Source organism: Mycolicibacterium canariasense, from assembly GCF_002101555.1.
GTDB lineage: Bacteria > Actinomycetota > Actinomycetes > Mycobacteriales > Mycobacteriaceae > Mycobacterium > Mycobacterium canariasense.
On sequence record NZ_LQOL01000038.1, the window covers coordinates 158,882 to 177,382 of the forward strand.

General features: G+C 68.4%; 19 protein-coding genes. 10 read left to right on the forward strand and 9 right to left on the reverse strand.

The window, feature by feature from the left end; genetic code table 11:
* Positions 1–52: 52 nt before the first annotated feature.
* Positions 53–1,459, forward strand: coding sequence for an Ig-like domain-containing protein (locus AWB94_RS08230; protein ID WP_131805445.1), 1,407 nt, complete (start codon positions 53–55; stop codon positions 1,457–1,459).
* On the opposite strand, the gene AWB94_RS08235 is transcribed toward AWB94_RS08230, so the two are convergent.
* Positions 1,446–2,939, reverse strand: coding sequence for a gamma-aminobutyraldehyde dehydrogenase (locus tag AWB94_RS08235; protein WP_234811661.1), 1,494 nt, complete (start codon positions 2,937–2,939; stop codon positions 1,446–1,448). The two genes, AWB94_RS08230 and AWB94_RS08235, sit on opposite strands and share 14 nt — an antisense overlap.
* A gap of 115 nt (positions 2,940–3,054) precedes the next feature.
* Here AWB94_RS08235 and AWB94_RS08240 point away from each other — a divergent pair, with 115 nt between their 5' ends.
* The gene (locus AWB94_RS08240) at positions 3,055–3,576 is read left to right on the forward strand and encodes an Lrp/AsnC family transcriptional regulator (protein WP_062659808.1); all 522 of its coding nucleotides are present in this window, start codon (positions 3,055–3,057) and stop codon (positions 3,574–3,576) included.
* A complete protein-coding gene (locus tag AWB94_RS08245) occupies positions 3,573–4,958 on the forward strand; it encodes an aspartate aminotransferase family protein (protein ID WP_062659809.1) in 1,386 nt (461 codons plus the stop codon). The genes AWB94_RS08240 and AWB94_RS08245 overlap by 4 nt, the downstream gene beginning before the upstream one ends.
* A 158-nt stretch (positions 4,959–5,116) precedes the next feature.
* Here the strand turns inward: AWB94_RS08245 and AWB94_RS08250 are convergent, their stop codons facing one another.
* Positions 5,117–5,770 (reverse strand): response regulator, encoded by a 654-nt coding sequence (locus tag AWB94_RS08250; RefSeq protein WP_234811662.1) that lies wholly within the window; start codon positions 5,768–5,770, stop codon positions 5,117–5,119.
* Positions 5,740–6,942, reverse strand: coding sequence for a sensor histidine kinase (locus AWB94_RS08255; protein ID WP_062659811.1), 1,203 nt, complete (start codon positions 6,940–6,942; stop codon positions 5,740–5,742). The genes AWB94_RS08250 and AWB94_RS08255 overlap by 31 nt, the downstream gene beginning before the upstream one ends.
* On the opposite strand from AWB94_RS08255, the gene AWB94_RS08260 reads away from it, so the two are divergent.
* Positions 6,937–7,563 (forward strand): VC0807 family protein, encoded by a 627-nt coding sequence (locus AWB94_RS08260; protein WP_062659812.1) that lies wholly within the window; start codon positions 6,937–6,939, stop codon positions 7,561–7,563. The genes AWB94_RS08255 and AWB94_RS08260 overlap by 6 nt on opposite strands.
* A complete protein-coding gene (locus tag AWB94_RS08265) occupies positions 7,563–8,018 on the forward strand; it encodes a hypothetical protein (RefSeq protein WP_062659813.1) in 456 nt (151 codons plus the stop codon). The genes AWB94_RS08260 and AWB94_RS08265 overlap by 1 nt, the downstream gene beginning before the upstream one ends.
* A gap of 5 nt (positions 8,019–8,023) precedes the next feature.
* On the opposite strand, the gene AWB94_RS08270 is transcribed toward AWB94_RS08265, so the two are convergent.
* Together AWB94_RS08270 and AWB94_RS08275 are read right to left on the reverse strand one after the other, a co-directional pair.
* A complete protein-coding gene (locus tag AWB94_RS08270; protein ID WP_062659814.1) occupies positions 8,024–8,701 on the reverse strand; it encodes a TetR/AcrR family transcriptional regulator in 678 nt (225 codons plus the stop codon).
* Positions 8,698–9,609: a fumarylacetoacetate hydrolase family protein gene (locus tag AWB94_RS08275; protein ID WP_062659815.1), complete on the reverse strand. Its 912-nt coding sequence runs from the start codon at positions 9,607–9,609 to the stop codon at positions 8,698–8,700. Before AWB94_RS08275 ends, AWB94_RS08270 begins: the two co-directional genes overlap by 4 nt.
* 100 nt (positions 9,610–9,709) lie before the next feature.
* On the opposite strand from AWB94_RS08275, the gene AWB94_RS08280 reads away from it, so the two are divergent.
* The 3 genes from AWB94_RS08280 to AWB94_RS08290 all read left to right on the forward strand — a co-directional run bounded on the left by AWB94_RS08280 (position 9,710) and on the right by AWB94_RS08290 (position 13,503).
* Entirely contained in the window at positions 9,710–11,068 is a 1,359-nt protein-coding gene (locus AWB94_RS08280) for an alpha/beta hydrolase family protein (RefSeq protein ID WP_064961419.1), read from the forward strand.
* A gap of 93 nt (positions 11,069–11,161) precedes the next feature.
* Positions 11,162–12,190 (forward strand): SMP-30/gluconolactonase/LRE family protein, encoded by a 1,029-nt coding sequence (locus tag AWB94_RS08285; protein ID WP_062659817.1) that lies wholly within the window; start codon positions 11,162–11,164, stop codon positions 12,188–12,190.
* An 80-nt stretch (positions 12,191–12,270) separates the two neighbouring features.
* Complete coding sequence (locus AWB94_RS08290) at positions 12,271–13,503, forward strand: D-alanyl-D-alanine carboxypeptidase (protein ID WP_062659818.1); 1,233 nt, start codon at positions 12,271–12,273, stop codon at positions 13,501–13,503.
* Between the two features lie 55 nt (positions 13,504–13,558).
* Here AWB94_RS08290 and yhjD read toward each other — a convergent pair whose 3' ends face one another.
* The 3 genes from yhjD to AWB94_RS08305 are packed head-to-tail and all read right to left on the reverse strand — an operon-like array spanning position 13,559 to position 16,063.
* Positions 13,559–14,578: an inner membrane protein YhjD gene (yhjD, locus tag AWB94_RS08295; RefSeq protein ID WP_062659819.1), complete on the reverse strand. Its 1,020-nt coding sequence runs from the start codon at positions 14,576–14,578 to the stop codon at positions 13,559–13,561.
* Between the two features lie 18 nt (positions 14,579–14,596).
* A complete protein-coding gene (gene trpS, locus AWB94_RS08300) occupies positions 14,597–15,613 on the reverse strand; it encodes a tryptophan--tRNA ligase (RefSeq protein WP_062659820.1) in 1,017 nt (338 codons plus the stop codon).
* 24 nt (positions 15,614–15,637) lie between these two features.
* Positions 15,638–16,063: a MarR family winged helix-turn-helix transcriptional regulator gene (locus tag AWB94_RS08305; protein ID WP_062659821.1), complete on the reverse strand. Its 426-nt coding sequence runs from the start codon at positions 16,061–16,063 to the stop codon at positions 15,638–15,640.
* Between the two features lie 51 nt (positions 16,064–16,114).
* Here AWB94_RS08305 and AWB94_RS08310 point away from each other — a divergent pair, with 51 nt between their 5' ends.
* Positions 16,115–16,750, forward strand: coding sequence for a TIGR03086 family metal-binding protein (locus AWB94_RS08310; protein WP_201029630.1), 636 nt, complete (start codon positions 16,115–16,117; stop codon positions 16,748–16,750).
* Here the strand turns inward: AWB94_RS08310 and AWB94_RS08315 are convergent.
* The gene (locus tag AWB94_RS08315; protein ID WP_062659823.1) at positions 16,720–17,517 is read right to left on the reverse strand and encodes an exodeoxyribonuclease III; all 798 of its coding nucleotides are present in this window, start codon (positions 17,515–17,517) and stop codon (positions 16,720–16,722) included. The genes AWB94_RS08310 and AWB94_RS08315 overlap by 31 nt on opposite strands.
* Positions 17,518–17,598: 81 nt before the next feature.
* Between AWB94_RS08315 and AWB94_RS08320 the strand changes: the two genes are divergently transcribed.
* The gene (locus AWB94_RS08320; protein WP_062659824.1) at positions 17,599–18,438 is read left to right on the forward strand and encodes an epoxide hydrolase EphH; all 840 of its coding nucleotides are present in this window, start codon (positions 17,599–17,601) and stop codon (positions 18,436–18,438) included.
* Positions 18,439–18,501: the final 63 nt, after the last annotated feature.

Here is an 18,501-nt window from a genome sequence, read left to right on the forward strand (position 1 = left end):
GACGTTATCGTCATGCCGAATCCCCGTCTCGCAGCGACTGAATAGGTGGCGCATGTCCCGACCGACCAAATCGTCATGGCTGGTGGACGGTTCGAGACATATGGGTCGGGTGGGGGCGCTGGCCGTGGCCGTGGGTATCGGCAGCGCGCTCACCTTTCCACAGGTCGCGTGGGCCGACGACGGCGCATCCGGCGGCTCGTCGTCGGCCGGCGACGCCGGTGGTGGTGCCGATGCCGGCGGCTCCGGTGACGGGACGGGTCCGAGACCGTCGACGGCCTCCGGTGGGACAACGACGGGGACCGCACCGGCCGGGCCGGCCGGCACGCCCACGGCGCAAGAGCAGACCGGTGACGAACAACCCGAGAGCACCAAGAACCCCGAGGACCAGGCCAACGCGCGCCCGGATCACCGCACCACGCGGCACACCCGCCGCGACACCAAGCGGGCCGCCACCCGGGTCGGCTCGGTCAAGACCGCGGCGGTGCGCGACACGTCGGCGCCGCCCCCTGCCAAGGAGCCGCAGACGTCGGACACCCCGGCCGCCGAACGCTCGCCGGCACCGGTGGCGGCCGCGGGCAACACGGCGGGTCAGGTCACCGTGGCGAGCACGGCCACTGCCCTCACCGCCGCGGTCGCGCCCACGCAGAGCACGCCGGCTCCCGGCGTCCGCACGCTGGTCCTCGGTGTGTTGGGGGTGTTCGGGTTCAGTCCCAACCCGGTGCCCGGTCACACCAACAACCCACTGTTGGAAGCGATCTGGGCAGGATACCGGCGCATCGAAACGCTCTTCGACGCCAAGCGCCCCGCCATCACCGCGGCGGCGGTGCACACCAGCCTGCCCACCGCCGCAAAACCCGATATCGCCGGTGATCCGGTCATCGTCGACACCGACGGACCGGCCCCCACCCCACTGACGGCGTCGGCGACCGAACTTCCGGCGGTGATCGCGACCATCACCAAGGTCAACCCGGCGCCGAGCCGACCGTCCTCACCGCTGCGGACGTTCGTGCTCAACGCACTGGGGGCGTTCGGGTTCAACCCCGAGCCAGGCCACACCAACAACCCGGTGTTACAAGCGATCTGGAACGGCTACCGCAAGCTGGAGGCGATCTTCGACAACACCGCGCCGGATATCGACGCGGTCCGGATCCTGGGTACCCGCTGGACCGACGACGGGTACGTCGCCGTGGATCTCGCCGTCGACGTCAGCGACTACGACGGGGATCCGATCTCCACCAGCACCATCACCGGCGTGGCATTCACCAAGAACCTCGACGGGACGTTCACCTATCTGGCCACCCCCGGGTACAGCGGCACCGACACGGTGTACATCGGTGCCACCGACAGCGGCAACCACTACCACCAGGGCACCACGATCTTCGACTACACCGGCAACCACACCCGGGTGGCGGCCATCGCGATCACGGTAATCGCCGCGCCGGCGCTCAGCGCTTCGTGAAAATCGTTCGGTGCCAGGCCTTGTCGGCCACCCCGGTGATATCGCTCATCACGTGTTTGATGGTCAGGTATTCCTCGAACGAGTAGTCGCTCATATCCTTGCCGAACCCGGACGCCCCGACACCGCCGTGCGGCATCTCCGAGATGATCGGGATGTGATCGTTGATCCACACACAGCCGGCGTTGATCTCGCGGGACGCGCGCTGCGCCCGGTAGACATCACGGGTCCAGGCCGAAGCGGCCAACCCATAGTCGGTGTCGTTGGCCTGCCGTAGGGCGTCATCGTCGTCGGTGAAGGCGCGCACGGTCAGCACCGGACCGAAGACCTCGTCCCGGTAGATCTCGGAATCCTCTGCGACATCGGCGATCAGCGTCGGCCGGTAGAACGACCCGGGCAGATCCGGGATGACGCCGCCGGTGACGATGCGCCCGCCCTGAGCGGGTGCCCGGGAGACCATGCCGGCCACCTTGTCGCGGTGCGCGGTGGTGATCAGCGGGCCCAGATCGGTGTCGGGATCGTGCGGGTCGCCGACCACGATCTTGCTCATCACCTCGCCCACCCCGGCGACGAAGTCGTCGTAGAGATCGCGAGCCACGATCGCGCGGGTGGCCGCCGTGCAGTCCTGGCCGGTGTTGATCAGCGCCCCGGCGACCGCGCCCTGGATGGCCGCGTCCAGGTCGGCGTCGTCGAACACCACGAACGGCGCCTTGCCGCCCAGTTCCAGCTGGGTGCGGTGGCCGTGCACGGCGGCGGCCGCCATCACCTTGCGGCCGACCGCCGTCGACCCGGTGAAGGTCACGACGTCGACGTCGCGGTGCCCGGCCAGCGCGGTGCCGACATCGGCCCCGGCCCCGGTGACGACGTTGAGCACCCCGGCCGGCAGCCCCGCCTCGGCGGCGATCCGCGCCAGCGTGAGCGTGGTCAACGGGGTGATCTCGGCCGGTTTGATGACGACGGCGCAGCCGGCGGCCAGCGCGGGGATGACCTTCCACACCGCCATTTGCAGCGGATAGTTCCACGGGGTGATGGTGGCGACCACGCCGACGGCCTCACGCCGGATGCTGGAGGTGTGATCGGCCGAATACTCGGCGGCCGCCTTGCCTTCCAAATGCCGCGCCGCACCGGCGAAGAAGGCCACGTTGTCGACGCTGCCCGGGATGTCGAACTCGGTGGCCAGCCGCACCGGCTTCCCGCACTGGGCCACTTCCTCGGCGATGAAGGTGGCCGCGTTGGCCTCCATCAGTTCGGCGAGCTTGGCCAGCACGCCGGCCCGCTCCACCGGCGCGGCCTTGGCCCAGCCGGGTTGGGCGGCGCGGGCGGCGGCGACGGCGGCATCCACATCGGCGGGGGTGGCCAGCGTGTAGCTCGCCACCACCTCACCGGTGGCGGGGCTGATCACCGCGAAGGGCTGCCCGCCCGTCTGCACCGCCACGCCGTTGATCCAGCTACCAGCGACAACGGAGGTTTGGGTGGTGGTCACGAGCTCATACGCTACCCGAGGACTGCTGCGCATTCCACCGGTCGGAGACATGAAAAACGCGCGATTTAATGGAAATGGTTGCCCCAAACTACGGATTCCGTGCACAATCGTCACCATGTCGAACCCAGATTCACAGCCCGGCGTATCCGCCGTCTCCCTGCGAATCAATCAGTCCCGTCCGGGGGCGGCGTTCCAGCTCGACGAATTGTCCAAGTCGATCATCGAGAAGCTGCAGCAGGACGGCAGGCGGTCCTACGCCGGGATCGGCAAGGCCGTCGGCCTCTCGGAAGCCGCGGTGCGCCAACGCGTCCAGCGCATGGTCGACGCGGGCGTCATGCAGATCGTCGCGGTCACCGACCCGATGCAACTGGGCTTCGCCCGCCAGGCCATGATCGGCATCCGGTGCACCGGCGACACCACCAAGGTGGCCGACAAGATCGCCGCCATCGAATCGGTGGACTACGTGGTACTGACGGCCGGCACCTTCGACGCCATCATCGAAGTGGTCTGCGAGGACGATGACGACCTCCTCGACCTGCTCAACACCAAGATCCGTGCCGTCCCAGGGGTGATATCAACCGAGACTCTTGTCTATCTCAAACTTGTCAAACAGCAATACAATTGGGGCACGCGATGACGACTACTGATGTAGCGCAATCTATTTCGACAGATCTGGCCGCCAAGGCCAAACGCCACCTGTGGGGCCATTTCGCCCGGCACGGTGCCGATATCAATCCGCCCATCATCACCCGCGGCGAGGGTGTGCGGATTTTCGACGACCAGGGCCGCAGTTACATCGACGGGCTCTCGGGCCTGTTCGTGGTGCAGGTCGGACACGGCCGCGAGGAACTGGCCGCCGCGGCGGCCCGCCAAGCCGAGCAGCTGGCCTTCTTCCCCTTGTGGTCCTACGCCACGCCGACGGCCATCGAGTTGGCCGAGCGGATCGCGAACTACGCACCGGGCGACCTGAACCGCGTCTTCTTCACCACCGGCGGCGGCGAAGCGGTGGAGAGCGCCTGGAAACTGGCCAAGCAGTATTTCAAGCTGACCGGCAAACCCGGTAAGCACAAGGTGGTTTCGCGTTCGATCGCCTACCACGGCACCCCGCAGGGCGCGCTGGCCATCACCGGCATCCCGGCCTTCAAGGCGCCGTTCGAGCCGCTCACCCCGGGCGGTTTCCGGGCACCGAACACCAACTTCTACCGGGCGCCGGAGGTCTACGCGCACGACGAGAAGGCGTTCGGGCAGTACTGCGCCGACCGCATCGCCGAGGCCATCGAGTTCGAGGGCCCGGACACCGTCGCCGCGGTGTTCCTGGAGCCGGTGCAGAACGCCGGGGGTTGCTTCCCGCCGCCGCCGGGATACTTCGAGCGGGTCCGCGAGATCTGCGACGAGTACGACGTGCTGTTGGTTTCCGACGAGGTGATCTGCGCCTACGGCCGCATCGGGTCCATGTTCGCCTGCGACGATTTCGGCTACGTTCCCGACATCATCACCAGCGCAAAGGGTTTGACCTCGGGCTACTCCCCGATCGGTGCGATGATCGCCAGCGACCGACTGTTCGAGCCGTTCAACGACGGCAAGACGGTGTTCGGGCACGGCTACACCTTCGGCGGGCACCCGGTGTCGTCGGCGGTCGCGCTGGCCAACCTGGACATCTTCGAGCGCGAGGGCATCAACGCCCACGTCAAGGAACAGGCACCGGTGTTCAAGGCCACCCTGGAGAAGCTGTACGACCTGCCCATCGTCGGTGACGTCCGCGGCGAGGGCTTCTTCTACGGCATCGAGCTGGTCAAGGACAAGACCACCAAGGAGACCTTCAACGACGAGGAGTCCGAGCGGCTGCTGCGCGGGTTCCTGACCCCCGCCCTGTGGGAGGCCGGTCTATACTGCCGCGCCGATGACCGTGGCGACCCGGTGGTGCAGCTGGCTCCCCCGCTGATCAGCGGGCAGAAGGAGTTCGACGCGATCTACGACATCCTGCACGGGGTGCTCAGCGAGGCCGGACGCCGCCTGTAGACGGACGTCGGTAGCGGACCGTGTGAGAACCTCCGGGTGAGGTGTGTGGCCGGGCGAAGGCCCATCACCACCAACCCGGAGGTTCTCGCGTTCGCCGATCCGGCACAAGTGGCCGACGGATCGGTAAACCCCTCGCCTGTCGCGGCACGCCATGACGGTCAAGGGGCAACGAGACGCACGGCCTCCTCCCGCGAGCTGACGCCCATCTTGGCAAAGAGATTGTTGATGTGAGTCTTGACCGTCGCCATCGAGATCACGAGTTCGTCTGCGATGTCGCGGTTGCGCAAGCCGGCGACAATGAGATGCAGGACGCGGACTTCCTGCTCGGTGAGCCCGTACCGTCGTGCGGCGGTCTGGGCGTTGCGACGCGACCGGATGCCGCGCAGCAGAAACTGGGTGGCCTCGGACCCGAAGGGGCTCTGCCCGGCCGCCGCCGATCGGATGGCAGCCACGATCTGCGCCGCACCGTCGGCTTTGGTGATGTAGCCGTGAGCACCGGCCGCCAACGCCGCGCCGATCGAGTCGTCGTCGCCGTAGGTGGTGAGGACCAGAATCCTTGTCGAGCAGCCATGTTCGCAGAGTGCTCGGATGACGGCGTGGCCGTCCACCGACGGCATCTGCAGATCCAACAGCAACACGTCGGGCCGGTGCTCGCGGACCGCGTCGATGGCCTCGGCCCCATCCGCCGCTCCCGCCACGACGACGATCCCCTCCGTCAGCTCGAGAATGGTGATCAATCCCTCGCGGACCGCGGACTGATCGTCGGCGACGACGACGGAGATCATGTCGTTGCCTCGCAGCGCAATTCCCACACCCCGGCCTCCCAGCCGGCGACCAATTCCGCTCCCACCGCTTGCGCTCGCTCCCGCAGGCCGCGTAATCCCCAACCGCTCATCGCCCCCGGCTCCGCCGCCCGGTTACGCAAGCACAACACAACGCCGGCCGCGGTGTAGTGCACCTCGGCGTACGCCTCGGCGGCAGACGAGTGTCGGCAGATATTGCTGACCCCTTCCACCGCAACGGTTCCCAGTAGATCGGTGATGGCAGGCGGCAGCACGGGTGGCGTCCCGTTGACCGTGACGTGCAAGGTGCCCCACCCCTGCTCGGCCAGCTGATCGGCCAGTCGGGCCACCACGACATCCACCGGTTCGGTGAATCGGCGCAGATCGTGAACCGCCTGCCGCGCCTCGTCGAGCCCCTGGACTGCCATGGCGCGGGCAGCGCGCACTCGCCCCACCACGTCGGTGCCCGAACAACTCCGTTCGGCGACGACACCGAGTGCGTCCAGTTGAATCACCAGGGCACCCAGTGAGTGGGCGAGAACGTCGTGCAGGTCGCGACTCAGCCGGGCACGTTCCTCGGCGGCCGCGGCCCGCAATTCGATGTCGTGGAGTTCGCGTTGCCGCATGCTCGTACGGGCCACCTCCACGCTGCGCAACCCCAGGATGGCGCCGACGGCGACGGGCACCACAATGGCCGAGCTGTCAGATAGTTGTGCAGTCCGGGCGAGACAGGTGAGCGCGCCAGCCGCCGCGATCACCGAACAGCTTGCGGCAAGGGCAAAGCCGTTAACCGGAAACGCGCCGGCGGTCAGCGATACGGCCACCGCCAGCGCCACTGTCGCGGCCGCCGACCCGGACAGCACACCGAACATCGCCACCGCACCGATCGCCGCACCAAGACCATAGCGCCACAACGGATGTGCAACTGCGCGCGGCATCGCCGCGCACCACGTCGCCACACCGAAGACCGCCGACGCCGTCGCCGCCAGGCCCACACCGCGCGCCATATCGGTGACCGCGAAGGCAGCGGTCAGTGCCACCACAACGACACGCACCGACATCCGCAGGGTCACAACCTCAGTGTGCCAGCGGACCATGTGGATACAGAGCTCACCAACCGGTGCGACGACGATCTCCACCCACATCTCCACCCAGCGGTGGTGCCATCGCGCGGCATAACGGATCAAGGTGGTGTCATGCATGCCTCACCCCACCTGCGCGCTGTCGTGACCAACATGTTCTGGGATGCCGCTCCCGGTATGAGCGGATACGTGGCCGCCCGCAGCCTGGGCGCAACCCCGGTGCTGGCCCTGGTCGCGGCATCAGTGGCTACCGGCATTCGCGCAATCGTGATGTCGGTTCGCCTGCGCCGGATCGACGGCGTCGCCCTGTTGGTCCTGGCCACCCTCCTCGGCGGGTGCGCCTTGACACTGGTGACGGGCAGCGTGCGGCTGCTGTTGGTCAAAGACTCGATGATGAGCGCGGTCGGCGGCATCACGTTTCTGGCCAGTGCGGCCTCCCATGCGCCACTGGCCTGGCAGTTCATGCTTCGCTCTGCCGGCGCGGACGCGGCCGGACACCGCCAAAGGTGGAGCATGGACGCCGGGTACCGCCGGACATGGCGGTTAATCACCGCGGTGTGGGGCGGTGGGCTCTGTATGGAGGCCCTGGCGCGGGTCCCGATCGCGTTGTGGCTTCCGCTTGACCGTGCAGCGCTCGTCTCCAGCATCATGAGCGTGCCCACGGTCGGCGGTCTTCTGGCGTGGACGCTGTGGTATCGACGCCACACCGCGCCACCGGAACTCGTCGCCTCGGTGGCCTGATGCGCGGCGAGCTGGCCGATGCGGTGGTCGGCATCCTCGTCCTGGCCTGGCTGCTGCGCCGCCAGCTCACGGTGCGGCCCGTTCGGGAGCGCCTGACGAGTGCCCTCGTCCTCACCGCGATCGGTGCGATCCAGACGATCGGCAGCCTTCCGCAGCACGTCATCGGCTCGGCGACGGTCGCCGTCACGTTGGCGAGTGTGGTTGTCGGCCTGGTGTTATCGGCCGCACGGGCCTACAGCATGCGGCTATCGGTCCTCGACGGCACGCTCACGCGGCAGGGGACGGTCGTCACCGTTGTGCTCTGGCTGCTCAGCGTGGCCTCGCATATCGCTCTCGGGCACGCGAACCCTGCGCACTCCGGCGCACCATCACTTCTGGCCTATATCGGGTTGTCGCTTCTGGCACAACAGCTTGTCGTGCGGATGCGGGCCGGCCAGTACCGCCGGAGGTGGTGAGCGCCCTAGGTCTGCGCCACCAGCGCGATGATCCCGCCTTCGGCGAAGCGTGTGAGCGCGTTGTGGCGTTCGTCGGTGTCGTGGGCGTGCATGCGGCCGGCGGTGAGGCTGTCCAGGCGCAGGTTGTTGGCGTAGGTGTGCAAGGTGGCCGCGACCAGGTGCAGGTAGGCGTCGTGGATCGCCGCGTCGTTGGCGGCTGGGAAGAGTGAGCGCAAGGCCGCGATGAAGTCGGCGGCGATGGCGTTGTAGTCCTCGGCGACCAGACGTTTGATGGGGTGTCCGGAGTTGGCGAGCTGAGCGATGAAACGGAAGTAGTTGTCCCACCCTGGATCACCGGCTCGCGCACGCAGGGGTTCGGTGAACGCGTCGATCAGTGCGCGCAGCCGGCGCGCCACGCTCCCTCGGGCGGGCAGTGCTGCCAGGCGGGCGCGGCGCTCGTCGTTGAGAGGTTGGATGCGGCGCAGCAGGACCGCGCGGAAGAGGCCTTCCTTGCCGCCGAATTGGTCACTGACCGAGGCCAGGCGGGTGCCGGCACGCTCGGTGATGTCGCGGACGCCGACGCCGAAGTAGCCGCGCTCGGCGAAGAGTTCTTCGGCACTGTTGAGCAGCCGGTCCCGTAGCTGCTCGCGGTTGGCTTCGCGCACTGAGCGTGGGGCCTGGCCGACCGACGCGGAGTTGCTCATGAGTCGACGATGGTGTGTTCGATGCTGCCGATACCGTCGATGGACAATTCCAGGGTGTCTCCGGGGCGCAGCCAGTGCCCGGTCTCCATACCGCTGCCACCGGGAAGCGTGCCGGTGCCGAAAAGTTCACCGGGAAGCAGATGTTCGCTTCGGGAGGCGTGTGCGAGGACCTCGCCCAGACCGTGTTGCATGCCGGCGCTGGACACCGTGGACACCGTCGAGCCGTTGATCGACACCGCGCCGCGCAGGGTGTCGATGCGGGGCAGGATTTCGTCGGCGGTGACGGCGACCTCTGACAGCGAATTGGCGAAGTGCTTGGCCTTTTGCGGACCGAACCCGCTGTCCATCTCGGCACGCTGGACGTCGCGGGCGCTGAGATCGTTGAGCACGACGAACGCACCGATCGCATCGAGCGCCTCGGCCGGGGTCGCGTTGAACAGGCCACGCGCCAGCACGAATCCGATCTCCAACTCGTAATCCAGCGCGCGGGTGTAGGACGGCGCGGCGATCGGCGTGCCCGACGGTACGAACGTCATCGCGTTGGACATGTAGTACATGGGCTGGGCATAGAACAGCGGCTTGGGTTTGAGCAGCGGGAACGTGCGCCGGGTGAGGGCTTCGACGGTCGTGACGAGTCGGTACTGCCCCGGATGGAAGCGTCGGACCAGCCCGCGACTGGCGTCCAGCACGTGCTGCTCGTAGAGCATGAAGTCGCGGAACGATACCGGCTGAAACGGCAACAACGTCGAGCCGTGCCGCAGGTGCTCGTCGGCGCGGGCGAGTTCCCAGTCCTTGTCGAAGACCCGCCCGCCGAGCGGGGTGTCGTCGTCGGTCGTCTGCCACGCGCCACCGGTGTCCTGGGTCTGCAACTCCAAGGCACCACCGGCGCGTACACGTCGCAGCTTCACCGAGCATCGATCCTCACGTCGGAGCGGAACAGACGTTCCACTGTAGCGCAGAGCGATGGTACTTTCGGAACACTCGTTCCGCCCAAGTGAGGAGATCCGCGTGGCAGAGGCCCCCCTGCTGCAGAAGCTCGCCGTCACGATGTGCGCGGTCACCCGCACCACGGATCTGGCGGCACGGTGGACCGGGGCGGCCCCGTTTCTGCCCGCACTGTTCGTCCTGCGCTACGCCAACATGGGCGGGCTCGACCACGCCCTGTTCGCCGAGCAGGTCCGCGGGGCCCGGTCCTTCCGCGGCGACCGCTGGTGCGGTTACTGGAACCGCATCGCCGACGCCCACGCCCGGCGAGCCACCGACGTGCTGCGCCGCCTGGCCGGACCCGACGTCGCCGCCGTGCCCGACCTCAGCGACCCGGGCCCCACGACCGCCGCCGAGAACGTCGACGGACTGACCGCGTGGATAGCCTCCGCGGCAACGCTGTTCGCCGATCACGGGCCGCAACCGGACACCCGCGCGCTCACCGCGGTGGTCGACGAGTACGCACCTACCGGCGATCGTGAACGAATCACATTGGCGTTCAGCGCGATTGACGCGTGGGTGAAAGCGATCACGTACTACCAGGTCAGCGCCTTCCCCGGGCACGATCCGCATCGGACGCGGGCGTACTGGCGATCACGGCATCTGTTCGACGCGTTGATCGCGGCGTTCGCGCCGGCGCTGGGCCTCACCGTCGAACCGATCGACGTCCCGCTCGCCGACGGCGACACCGTCCACGGCTATCTTGTCCTGCCGCCCGGCTCGGGCCCTCATCCGGTGGTGCTGACGACCAACGGGCTGGAGGGCACCGTCCAGGAACTGGCGGTCCCACAGCTGCGCTACCGCGATTCGGGCATGGCGATGTTCCTGATGGAAATGCCGGGCAGCTACGCCTACACCGATCCGATGCGCCCGGAATCCGAGGCGGTGTACCACCGGGTGATCGATCACCTCGCCGCGGACCCGCGCCTCGACGCCGACCGGATCGCGATGGTGGGCGTCAGCTTCGGCGGGTACTGGACCGCCCGCCTGGCCGCCACCGACGACCGGCTGGCCTGCGCCATCGCCTGCGGGGCGCCCACCCACCGGTCCTTTCACGGCGGTGCACTGGGCACGCCGCAGATCATCCTGCACGCCCTGGCCAAGACCGTCGGTGCGGCCCACCCGATCGAGCTGATGCACAAGCTCGCAGCGCTGTCGATCCGAGATCTCTACCGCAGCATCACCATTCCGCTACTGGTGATCAACGGCGACCACGACACCCTGATGAGCACCCAGGACAGCCGCGACCTCGCCCGGGCCGCCGCGGACGCCACCCTGCTGCTGTATCCCGACGACGATCACTGCGCGATGGGCCACTACCGCCAGTGGCTGGACTACTCCCAGCACTGGCTCCTGGACCGCTTCGCGGCCACGACGAACTAGAACTACGACCGGCAACGCAGCCACCCACGAATCGGGCACATCCGGGCGGGAAACCCGCCCGGCCGAAGCCGAGACCGGACTACCGTCGAAAGCGTGTCGGCCGCGCCTGAGAAACCCGCCATCAACCCCGTCCGCTGGCAGCCGCCGCCGGTGGACCCGCTGCCCGACTATCCGCTCCCCGAGCTCACCCTCGTGCCGGTACCCGGACACGGACCCGAAGATGTGGTGACCGACGCTCAGGGCGGGCTGTGGACCGGACTCACCGACGGTCGTATCGTGCGCCTCGGCGCCGACGGTGCGGTATCGGTGGTCGCCGACACCGGCGGGCGTCCACTGGGCATGCACGTCGCCCGCGACGGCCGGATCCTGGTCTGCGACAGCCACCGCGGACTGCTGGCCCTGGAACCCAGCACCGGCGAGCTGACTACCCTGACCTCCACCGTGCCAGTCGACGGCGTCGGTTCCGCGTCGCGGGGCCGACCCCTGCGGTTCTGTTCCAACGTGACCGAAACGCAGGACGGCACAATCTATTTCACCGAGTCCACCAGCGACTACCACTACGAGTGGTTCAGGGCCGCGATCATGGACGCCCGCGGCACCGGCGGCCTGTACCGGCTGAACAGCGACGGCACCGTCGACACCCTGGCCGGCGGACTGTATTTCGCCAACGGGCTCACCGTGACCGCCGACGGGTCGGCGCTGGTATTCGCCGAGACGCAGGCCCGCAGGCTGTCGAAGTACTGGCTGACCGGTCCGCAGGCCGGCACCGTGACACCGCTGGCACAGCACCTGCCGGGTATGCCGGACAACATCTGCACCGGCGCCGACGGCCGGATCTGGGTGGCGCTGGTCTGCCCGGTCAACAAGCCTGCCGATTGGCTGGCCGCCCGGCCGCCGGTGCTGCGCAGGGTGATGTGGAAACTGCCCGCGGCCCTTCAACCCCAGATGCCCTCGGAAGTGTGGGCGGTGGCCTTCGACCCGGACTCCGGCGGCCCGGTGGCCGGCATCCACGGTCGGCACCCGCGCTTCGGTCAGGTCACCGGGCTGATCGAGCGGGACGGCCGGCTGTGGCTGAGCACCATCGGCTCGGATGCGCTCGCGCATTGCGCCCTGCCGAAGTAGTCACCTTCGTAACACAAACCCCACCCGTCACAGCGCGGCTCCTCGAGATCGGCGCCGTCGTCACCTAATCTGCAGACACGATGGCGACCACGAAAACCCCGCTCCACCGCGCTGCAGCCCTGGCTGCAGCGCTTTTCCTGGCCGTCGGACCGGCCGTGGCACACGCCGAGCCCGGCCCACCCGATCCCTGCCCGTTCCGGGTGACGACTCCACCCGCCGTGGACTCGTCCGAGGTGCCCAAGGCCGGTGACCCGCCGGCCCCGCTACCGGTGCCGGCCACCCCGCTGGGCGGGGACGCGATGGGCAACTGCGGAGTCGTGGTGGCACCCGACACCCCGCCCCTGCCCAACGACATCTCGGCCGAGGCGTGGGTGGTCGCCGATCTCGACACCGGTGACGTCATCGCCGCCAAGGACCCGCACGGCAGGCACCGCCCGGCCAGCGTCATCAAGGTGTTGATCGCCATGCAGGCGATCAACGAGCTGCCGCTGAACCGGCAGGTGATCGGCACCTCCGACGATGCGGCCGCGGAGGGCACCCGGGTCGGCGTGGACCAGGGTGGCCGCTACACCGTCAACGATCTGCTGCACGGCCTGCTGATGCACTCCGGCAACGATGCCGCACACGCCCTGGCCGTCCAGGTCGGCGGTATGGATACCGCACTACAGAAGATCAACTCGCTGGCCAACAAGCTCGGCGGCCGCGACACCCGCGCCGCGACACCGTCCGGTCTCGACGGCCCCGGTATGAGCACCTCGGCCTACGACATCGCGCTGTTCTACCGCTACGCCTGGGAAAACGACACCTTCGCCCGCATCGTCTCCACCCAGAAGTATCCGTTCCCCGGCTATCCGGCCCGGCCCGGCGAGGACAACGACCACCCCGGCTACGACCTGGAGAACGACGTCAAGCTGCTCTACAACTACCCCGGTGCGCTGGGCGGCAAGACCGGATACACCGACGACGCCGGCCAGACCTTCGTCGGCGCCGCCGAGCGTGACGGTCGGCGCCTGGTGGCGGTGCTGCTGCGCGGCACCCGCGAGCCCATCGCGCCGTGGGAGCAGGCCGCACATCTGCTCGACTACGGCTTTGCCACCGCGCCCGGGACCAAGGTGGGCAAGCTGATCGAGCCCGACCCGTCACTGCTGCCCAAGCAGAAGGCCGACGCGCCGGATCCCACCGCGGTCGCGGCCACCGCGCTGCCGCCCGCCGACGCGGTGCCGGTACGGGTGGGCGTGGGCGTGGTCGGCGCGATCATCGTCTTCGCGCTGATCATGGCCGCCCGGTCGATGAACCGCCGGCCTCAGGCCTGAAGCAACCGGGCCGGCGTGGTCGGCTGCATCGGCGCGCGCTGGAAGCGGTGACCCGCTAGCGTCGGCGTAGTCGCGAGATCCCCAGCGCGCCAAGCGCTCCGGCCGCGAACGCGGCCACCGCGCCGGGGACGCCGATGCCCTCGTGCACCTGGACTCGCGGCGTGATCGGCACCGGCCCCGGCGGTTCCACGGGCACCAGCAGCATGCTCTCCTTCGAGGTGGCCGCCCACGCGGTCGCGAACAACACCAGCCGCGCGGTGACATAGGCGAACACCATCAAGCCCAGCACCGGGCCGAAGGTGGCACCGGCCGGCCCGTGCATCACCGAGGACAGGTACAGCGAGGCAACCTGTTTGAAGATCTCGAAGCCGACCGCGGCCAGCAGGCCGCCCTGCACCGAACTGCCGAACGCCACCGGCTCCCGGGGCAGCCGGGCGATCATCCAGGTGAACAGCAGCCACGACACCAGCGCCGACATCAGCCACGACACGACGCCCAGCAGCCCGCCGAACGTCGCGATGTCGTGCAGGCCCAGCCAATCCAGCACCCGGGTCATCACCGATTTGTTGGCCAGCGCGGTCAGGCCGATGGTGAGCACCATGGCCACGAACACCGACAGCAGAGCAATCAGGTCGGACAGCTTGGTTCGCAGGAAGCCGTCTTTCTCGCCGCGCTGTTCCCACATCTGGCTGAGCGCCTCGCGCAGATTGGACATCCAGCCCAGGCCCGCCCACGCAGCGGTGGCCAGGCCGATGACGCCGACGGTGCCGCGCGAGTCGATGGCCGAATCCATCAATTGCACCAGCTGACTGCCGAAGTCCCCCGACACCGTGTCCCGGATCCGCTGCTCGATCTGATCCATCAGCTCCGGGCGGCTGGCCAGGATGAAGCCGCCGGCGGCGAAACCGACCATCAGCAACGGGAACAGCGCGAACACCGTGAAATAGGTGATGCCCGCGGCGTAGAAGTCGCCCTTGCAGTCGTTGTAGCGTTCCTGAGCCCGCATCACCCGGTCGAACCAGGTGTAGCGGCTACGCAGTCGATCCAGCAAACCCGGCTTGTCCGGCTCGGCCATGGCGGTCTCTCCCGGGTGTCAGCGCGTCGGCGGCAGGAATCCCACCTTGTCATATACCCGTTGCAGCGTCTTTGTAGCCACGCCCCCGGCCCGCTCGGCCCCCTTGGCCAACACCGCCGTGAGCTCGGCCGGATCGGCCAACAGCTCGTCGACGCGGTTCTTGATCGGGGTGACGAATTCGACCACGGCTTCCGCGGTTTCGGTCTTCAGGTCACCGTAGCCACGGCCGGCGTACCCCTCGACCAGCTTGTCGATATCGGTCCCGGTGACCGCCGACTGGATGGTCAGCAGGTTGGACACCCCGGGCTTGTTCTCCGGATCGAAACGGACCTCGCCGTCATTGTCCGTGACCGCCGCGCGGATCTTCTTCGCCGTCTTCTTCGGATCGTCGAGCAGGCTGATCAGGCCCTTGTCGGTGGACGCCGACTTGCTCATCTTGGCCGTCGGGTCCTGCAGGTCGTAGATCTTGGCGGTGGCCTTGGGAATCATCGCCTCGGGCACGACGAACGTGCCGGGGAACCGCGCGTTGATGCGCTCGGCCAGGTCACGGGCGAGTTCGAGATGCTGGCGCTGATCCTCACCGACGGGCACCAGGCCGGTGTCGTACAGCAGGATGTCGGCGGCCATCAGCACCGGGTAGGTGAACAACCCCACGGTGGTCGAGTCGGTGCCCTGTTTCTGCGACTTGTCCTTGAACTGCGTCATCCGCGAGGCCTGACCGAATCCGGTGAAGCAGCCCAGCACCCAGGCCAGCTCGGCGTGCGCGGGCACCTGGCTCTGCACGAACACCGTGGCCTTCGCGGGATCCACCCCGAGCGCCAGGTACTGGGCCGCGGTGACCAGCGTGCGCTGGCGCAGCACCTCGGGTTCCTGCGCGACGGTGATGGCATGCAGGTCGACGACGCAGAAGTAGGCGTCGTAGTCGTGCTGCAGGCTGACCCACTGGTTGACCGCCCCGAGCGCGTTACCGAGGTGCAGGGAGTCAGAGGTGGGCTGCGCGCCGGAGAACACGACGGGCTTGGCTGGAGTGCTCATGATCCCTCGATTTTCGCACTGCTGTCATCCGAATTCCCCGCGGGTCAGCTGACGCAGCACCCGCAGGAAGGTGCGCCGGTCGGCCGGGTCCAGTTCGCCGAGCCACCGCTCCTCCCCCCGCTGGATCTCGGTCTGGACGGCGTCCTTGACCCGCCTGCCGTCGGCGGTGATGTCCAGCAGCCGCACCCGGCGGTCGTCGGGGTCCGGGTGGCGCTCGATGTAGCCCGCCTGCTGGAGCGCGTCGAGGGTGGGGATGATCCGTGACTTGTCGGCGCCGATCGCCTCGGCGAGCGCGGCCTGGGTGCGCATCGGTGAGCCGTCCAGCGCGGTCAGCACGATGTAGCCCCACATGGTCAGGCCGTGCTTGCGCAGCACGGGTTCCTCGGCGGCGAGGGTGTCGCGCAGCAGCGGGGCCAGCATCGCCGCGAGGTCAGGGCGCCGGGCAGCCATCGGAACATGGTAGGCATTGCCATATAGTATGCATGCACATATGATGTGCACATGCATACGATTGATGACCTCCGACCCGCCCATCGCGCCGCCGTTCTGGCCACCATCCCCATCGTCGCGGCGGTCGGTGCCGAGGACTTGCACCGCCCCACCCCGTGCGCCGGCTGGGATCTGACCGACCTGCTCGCCCACATGACCGCGCAGCATCGCGGTTTCGCCGCGGCGGCCCGTGGCAATGGCGCCGACCCGGCAATCTGGGACACCACCACGGTTCGCGACGCGGTGACCCGCGCACCCGGCGACACCTACGCCTCGGCAGCCCATGACGTGCTGGAGGCGTTCACCAACCCCGACGCGGCGCACATTCCGTTCGCGCTTCCGGAATTCGGGCCCGGGGCAGAGTTTCCCGGGGCCGTTGCGATCGGCTTTCATCTCATCGACTACGTCGTGCACGGGTGGGATGTGGCGGCCACCCTCGGCCGGGATTACCGACTACCCGCCGACGTGGTCGGCGCGGCGCTGCCGCTGGCGCTGATGGTGCCCGACGGCGACTACCGCAGCACCCCCGCGGCGCCGTTCGGCCCAGCGATAGCCGGACCGGCGACCGGCGATCTCGCTCAGTTGTTACGCCACCTGGGACGTAATCCCGCTATTGCTCAGGAGAATTCGACGGTCACCGGGGCATGATCGGACCAGCGCAACGCGTACAGCTCGGCCCGCTCCACTCGGGCCGACACGGCGCGCTCGGCCAGCCCCGCATTGGCCAGGTGATAGTCGATGCGCCAGCCGGCGTCGTTGTCGAAGGCCTTGCCGCGCCAGGACCACCAGCTGTACGGGCCGGCGACGTCGGGGTGCAGCCGGCGCACCACGTCCACCCAGCCGGTGGCCATCAGGTCGGTCAGCCACTGCCGTTCACTGGGCAGGAACCCGGACTTCTTGACGTTGTTCTTCCATGCCTTGATGTCGTTCTCGGTGTGCGCGATGTTCCAGTCACCGCACAACACGGTGTCCCCGTTGCCGGCCAGTAGTTGGGCCATCCTGGCCTCGATGGTGGCCATGAAGCGTTCCTTCTCCAGCTGCCGTTCCGTCTCGGCCTCGCCGGTGGGCAGGTAGACGCTGGCGATGGTGGCGCCTCCGGTGTCGACCTCGATATAGCGGCCGTGGGTGGCGAACTCCTCAGACTCCAGGATCCGCACCGCGCTGAACGGGGTGCGCGAGAGTACGGCAACCCCGTTGCGGCCCTTGACATGTGGCTCCGCGGACGCCAGGTGCCAATCGTCGGCGAGAGCGGGAGCCAGGGCGTCGCGCAGCTGCTCGTCGTCGGCCCGGGTCTCCTGCAGGCAGACGACGTCGGCGCGCGATTCCTTCAGCCAGGGCAGCAACCCCAGATTCTCGTTGGAGCGCTGCTTGACGGCTGCGCGGATGCCGTTGACGTTGACGGTGGTGACGATCACGCCAGCACCCTAGTGCAGCCCACCGACAAGCGGCCCGCCGGATCTTGCGGTACCGGCGGTACCGTCTTAGTCTCGGGCCGTATGACCGAACGTGCGCCGATTCACCTCGGGTCGGGTCAACCGATCCTGATGTTGCACCCGTTCCTGTGCTCGCAGAACGTTTGGCGGACGGTGGCACCGCAGCTCGCCGAAACCGGCCGCTTCGAGGTGCTGGCACCCACCATGGTCGGTCACCACGGCGGACCGCGCGCCCCCGGCCGGCTGCTCGACACCGCCGCCCTGGTCGACGAAGTCGAGCGCCGGATGGACGAAACCGGGTGGGACACAGCCCATGTCGTCGGAAACTCGCTGGGCGGCTGGGTGGCCTTCGAACTGGAACGGCGGGGCCGGGCCCGCACCCTGACCGCCATCGCCCCCGCGGGCGGCTGGGGTCAGCACTCGCTCACCAAGTACGAGACCGTGCTGAAGTTCGTGCTCGGTGCGCCGGCGTTGCTAGCCGCGCGGCTGGTCGGTCCACGGATCCTGGACCTGCCGTTCTGCACCCGGATCGCCACACTCGCCGTCAGCGGGCCCGCCGGCGGACCCAGCCGCACCGATCTGGAGCTGCTGGTGCGGGATGCCACCCACTGCACCGCCTACCTGCAGCTGTTGGTCAAGACGCTGCGGCTTCCGGGCCTGCTGGAACTGGCCGACGTCGGCGTGCCCACCCACCTGGTGCTGTGCGAGAAGGACCGGGTGTTCCCCACGCCGCGCGGCACCCGCTACTTCGTCGACCACCTGCCACCGGACACCCGGGTCACCCGGCTGCCCGGGCTGGGGCACGTCCCCATGCTTGAGGCGCCCGGCCGGATCACCGAACTGATCACCGAATTCGTCGACGCCCACACCGAACCCAAGCGCGCCGCACCGCCGGCCGGGTGACCCTGCCGCACATCGGCCTTCACATCGGCCTGCACGCCGGCCTTCTGCGCGGAAGCGCGTACA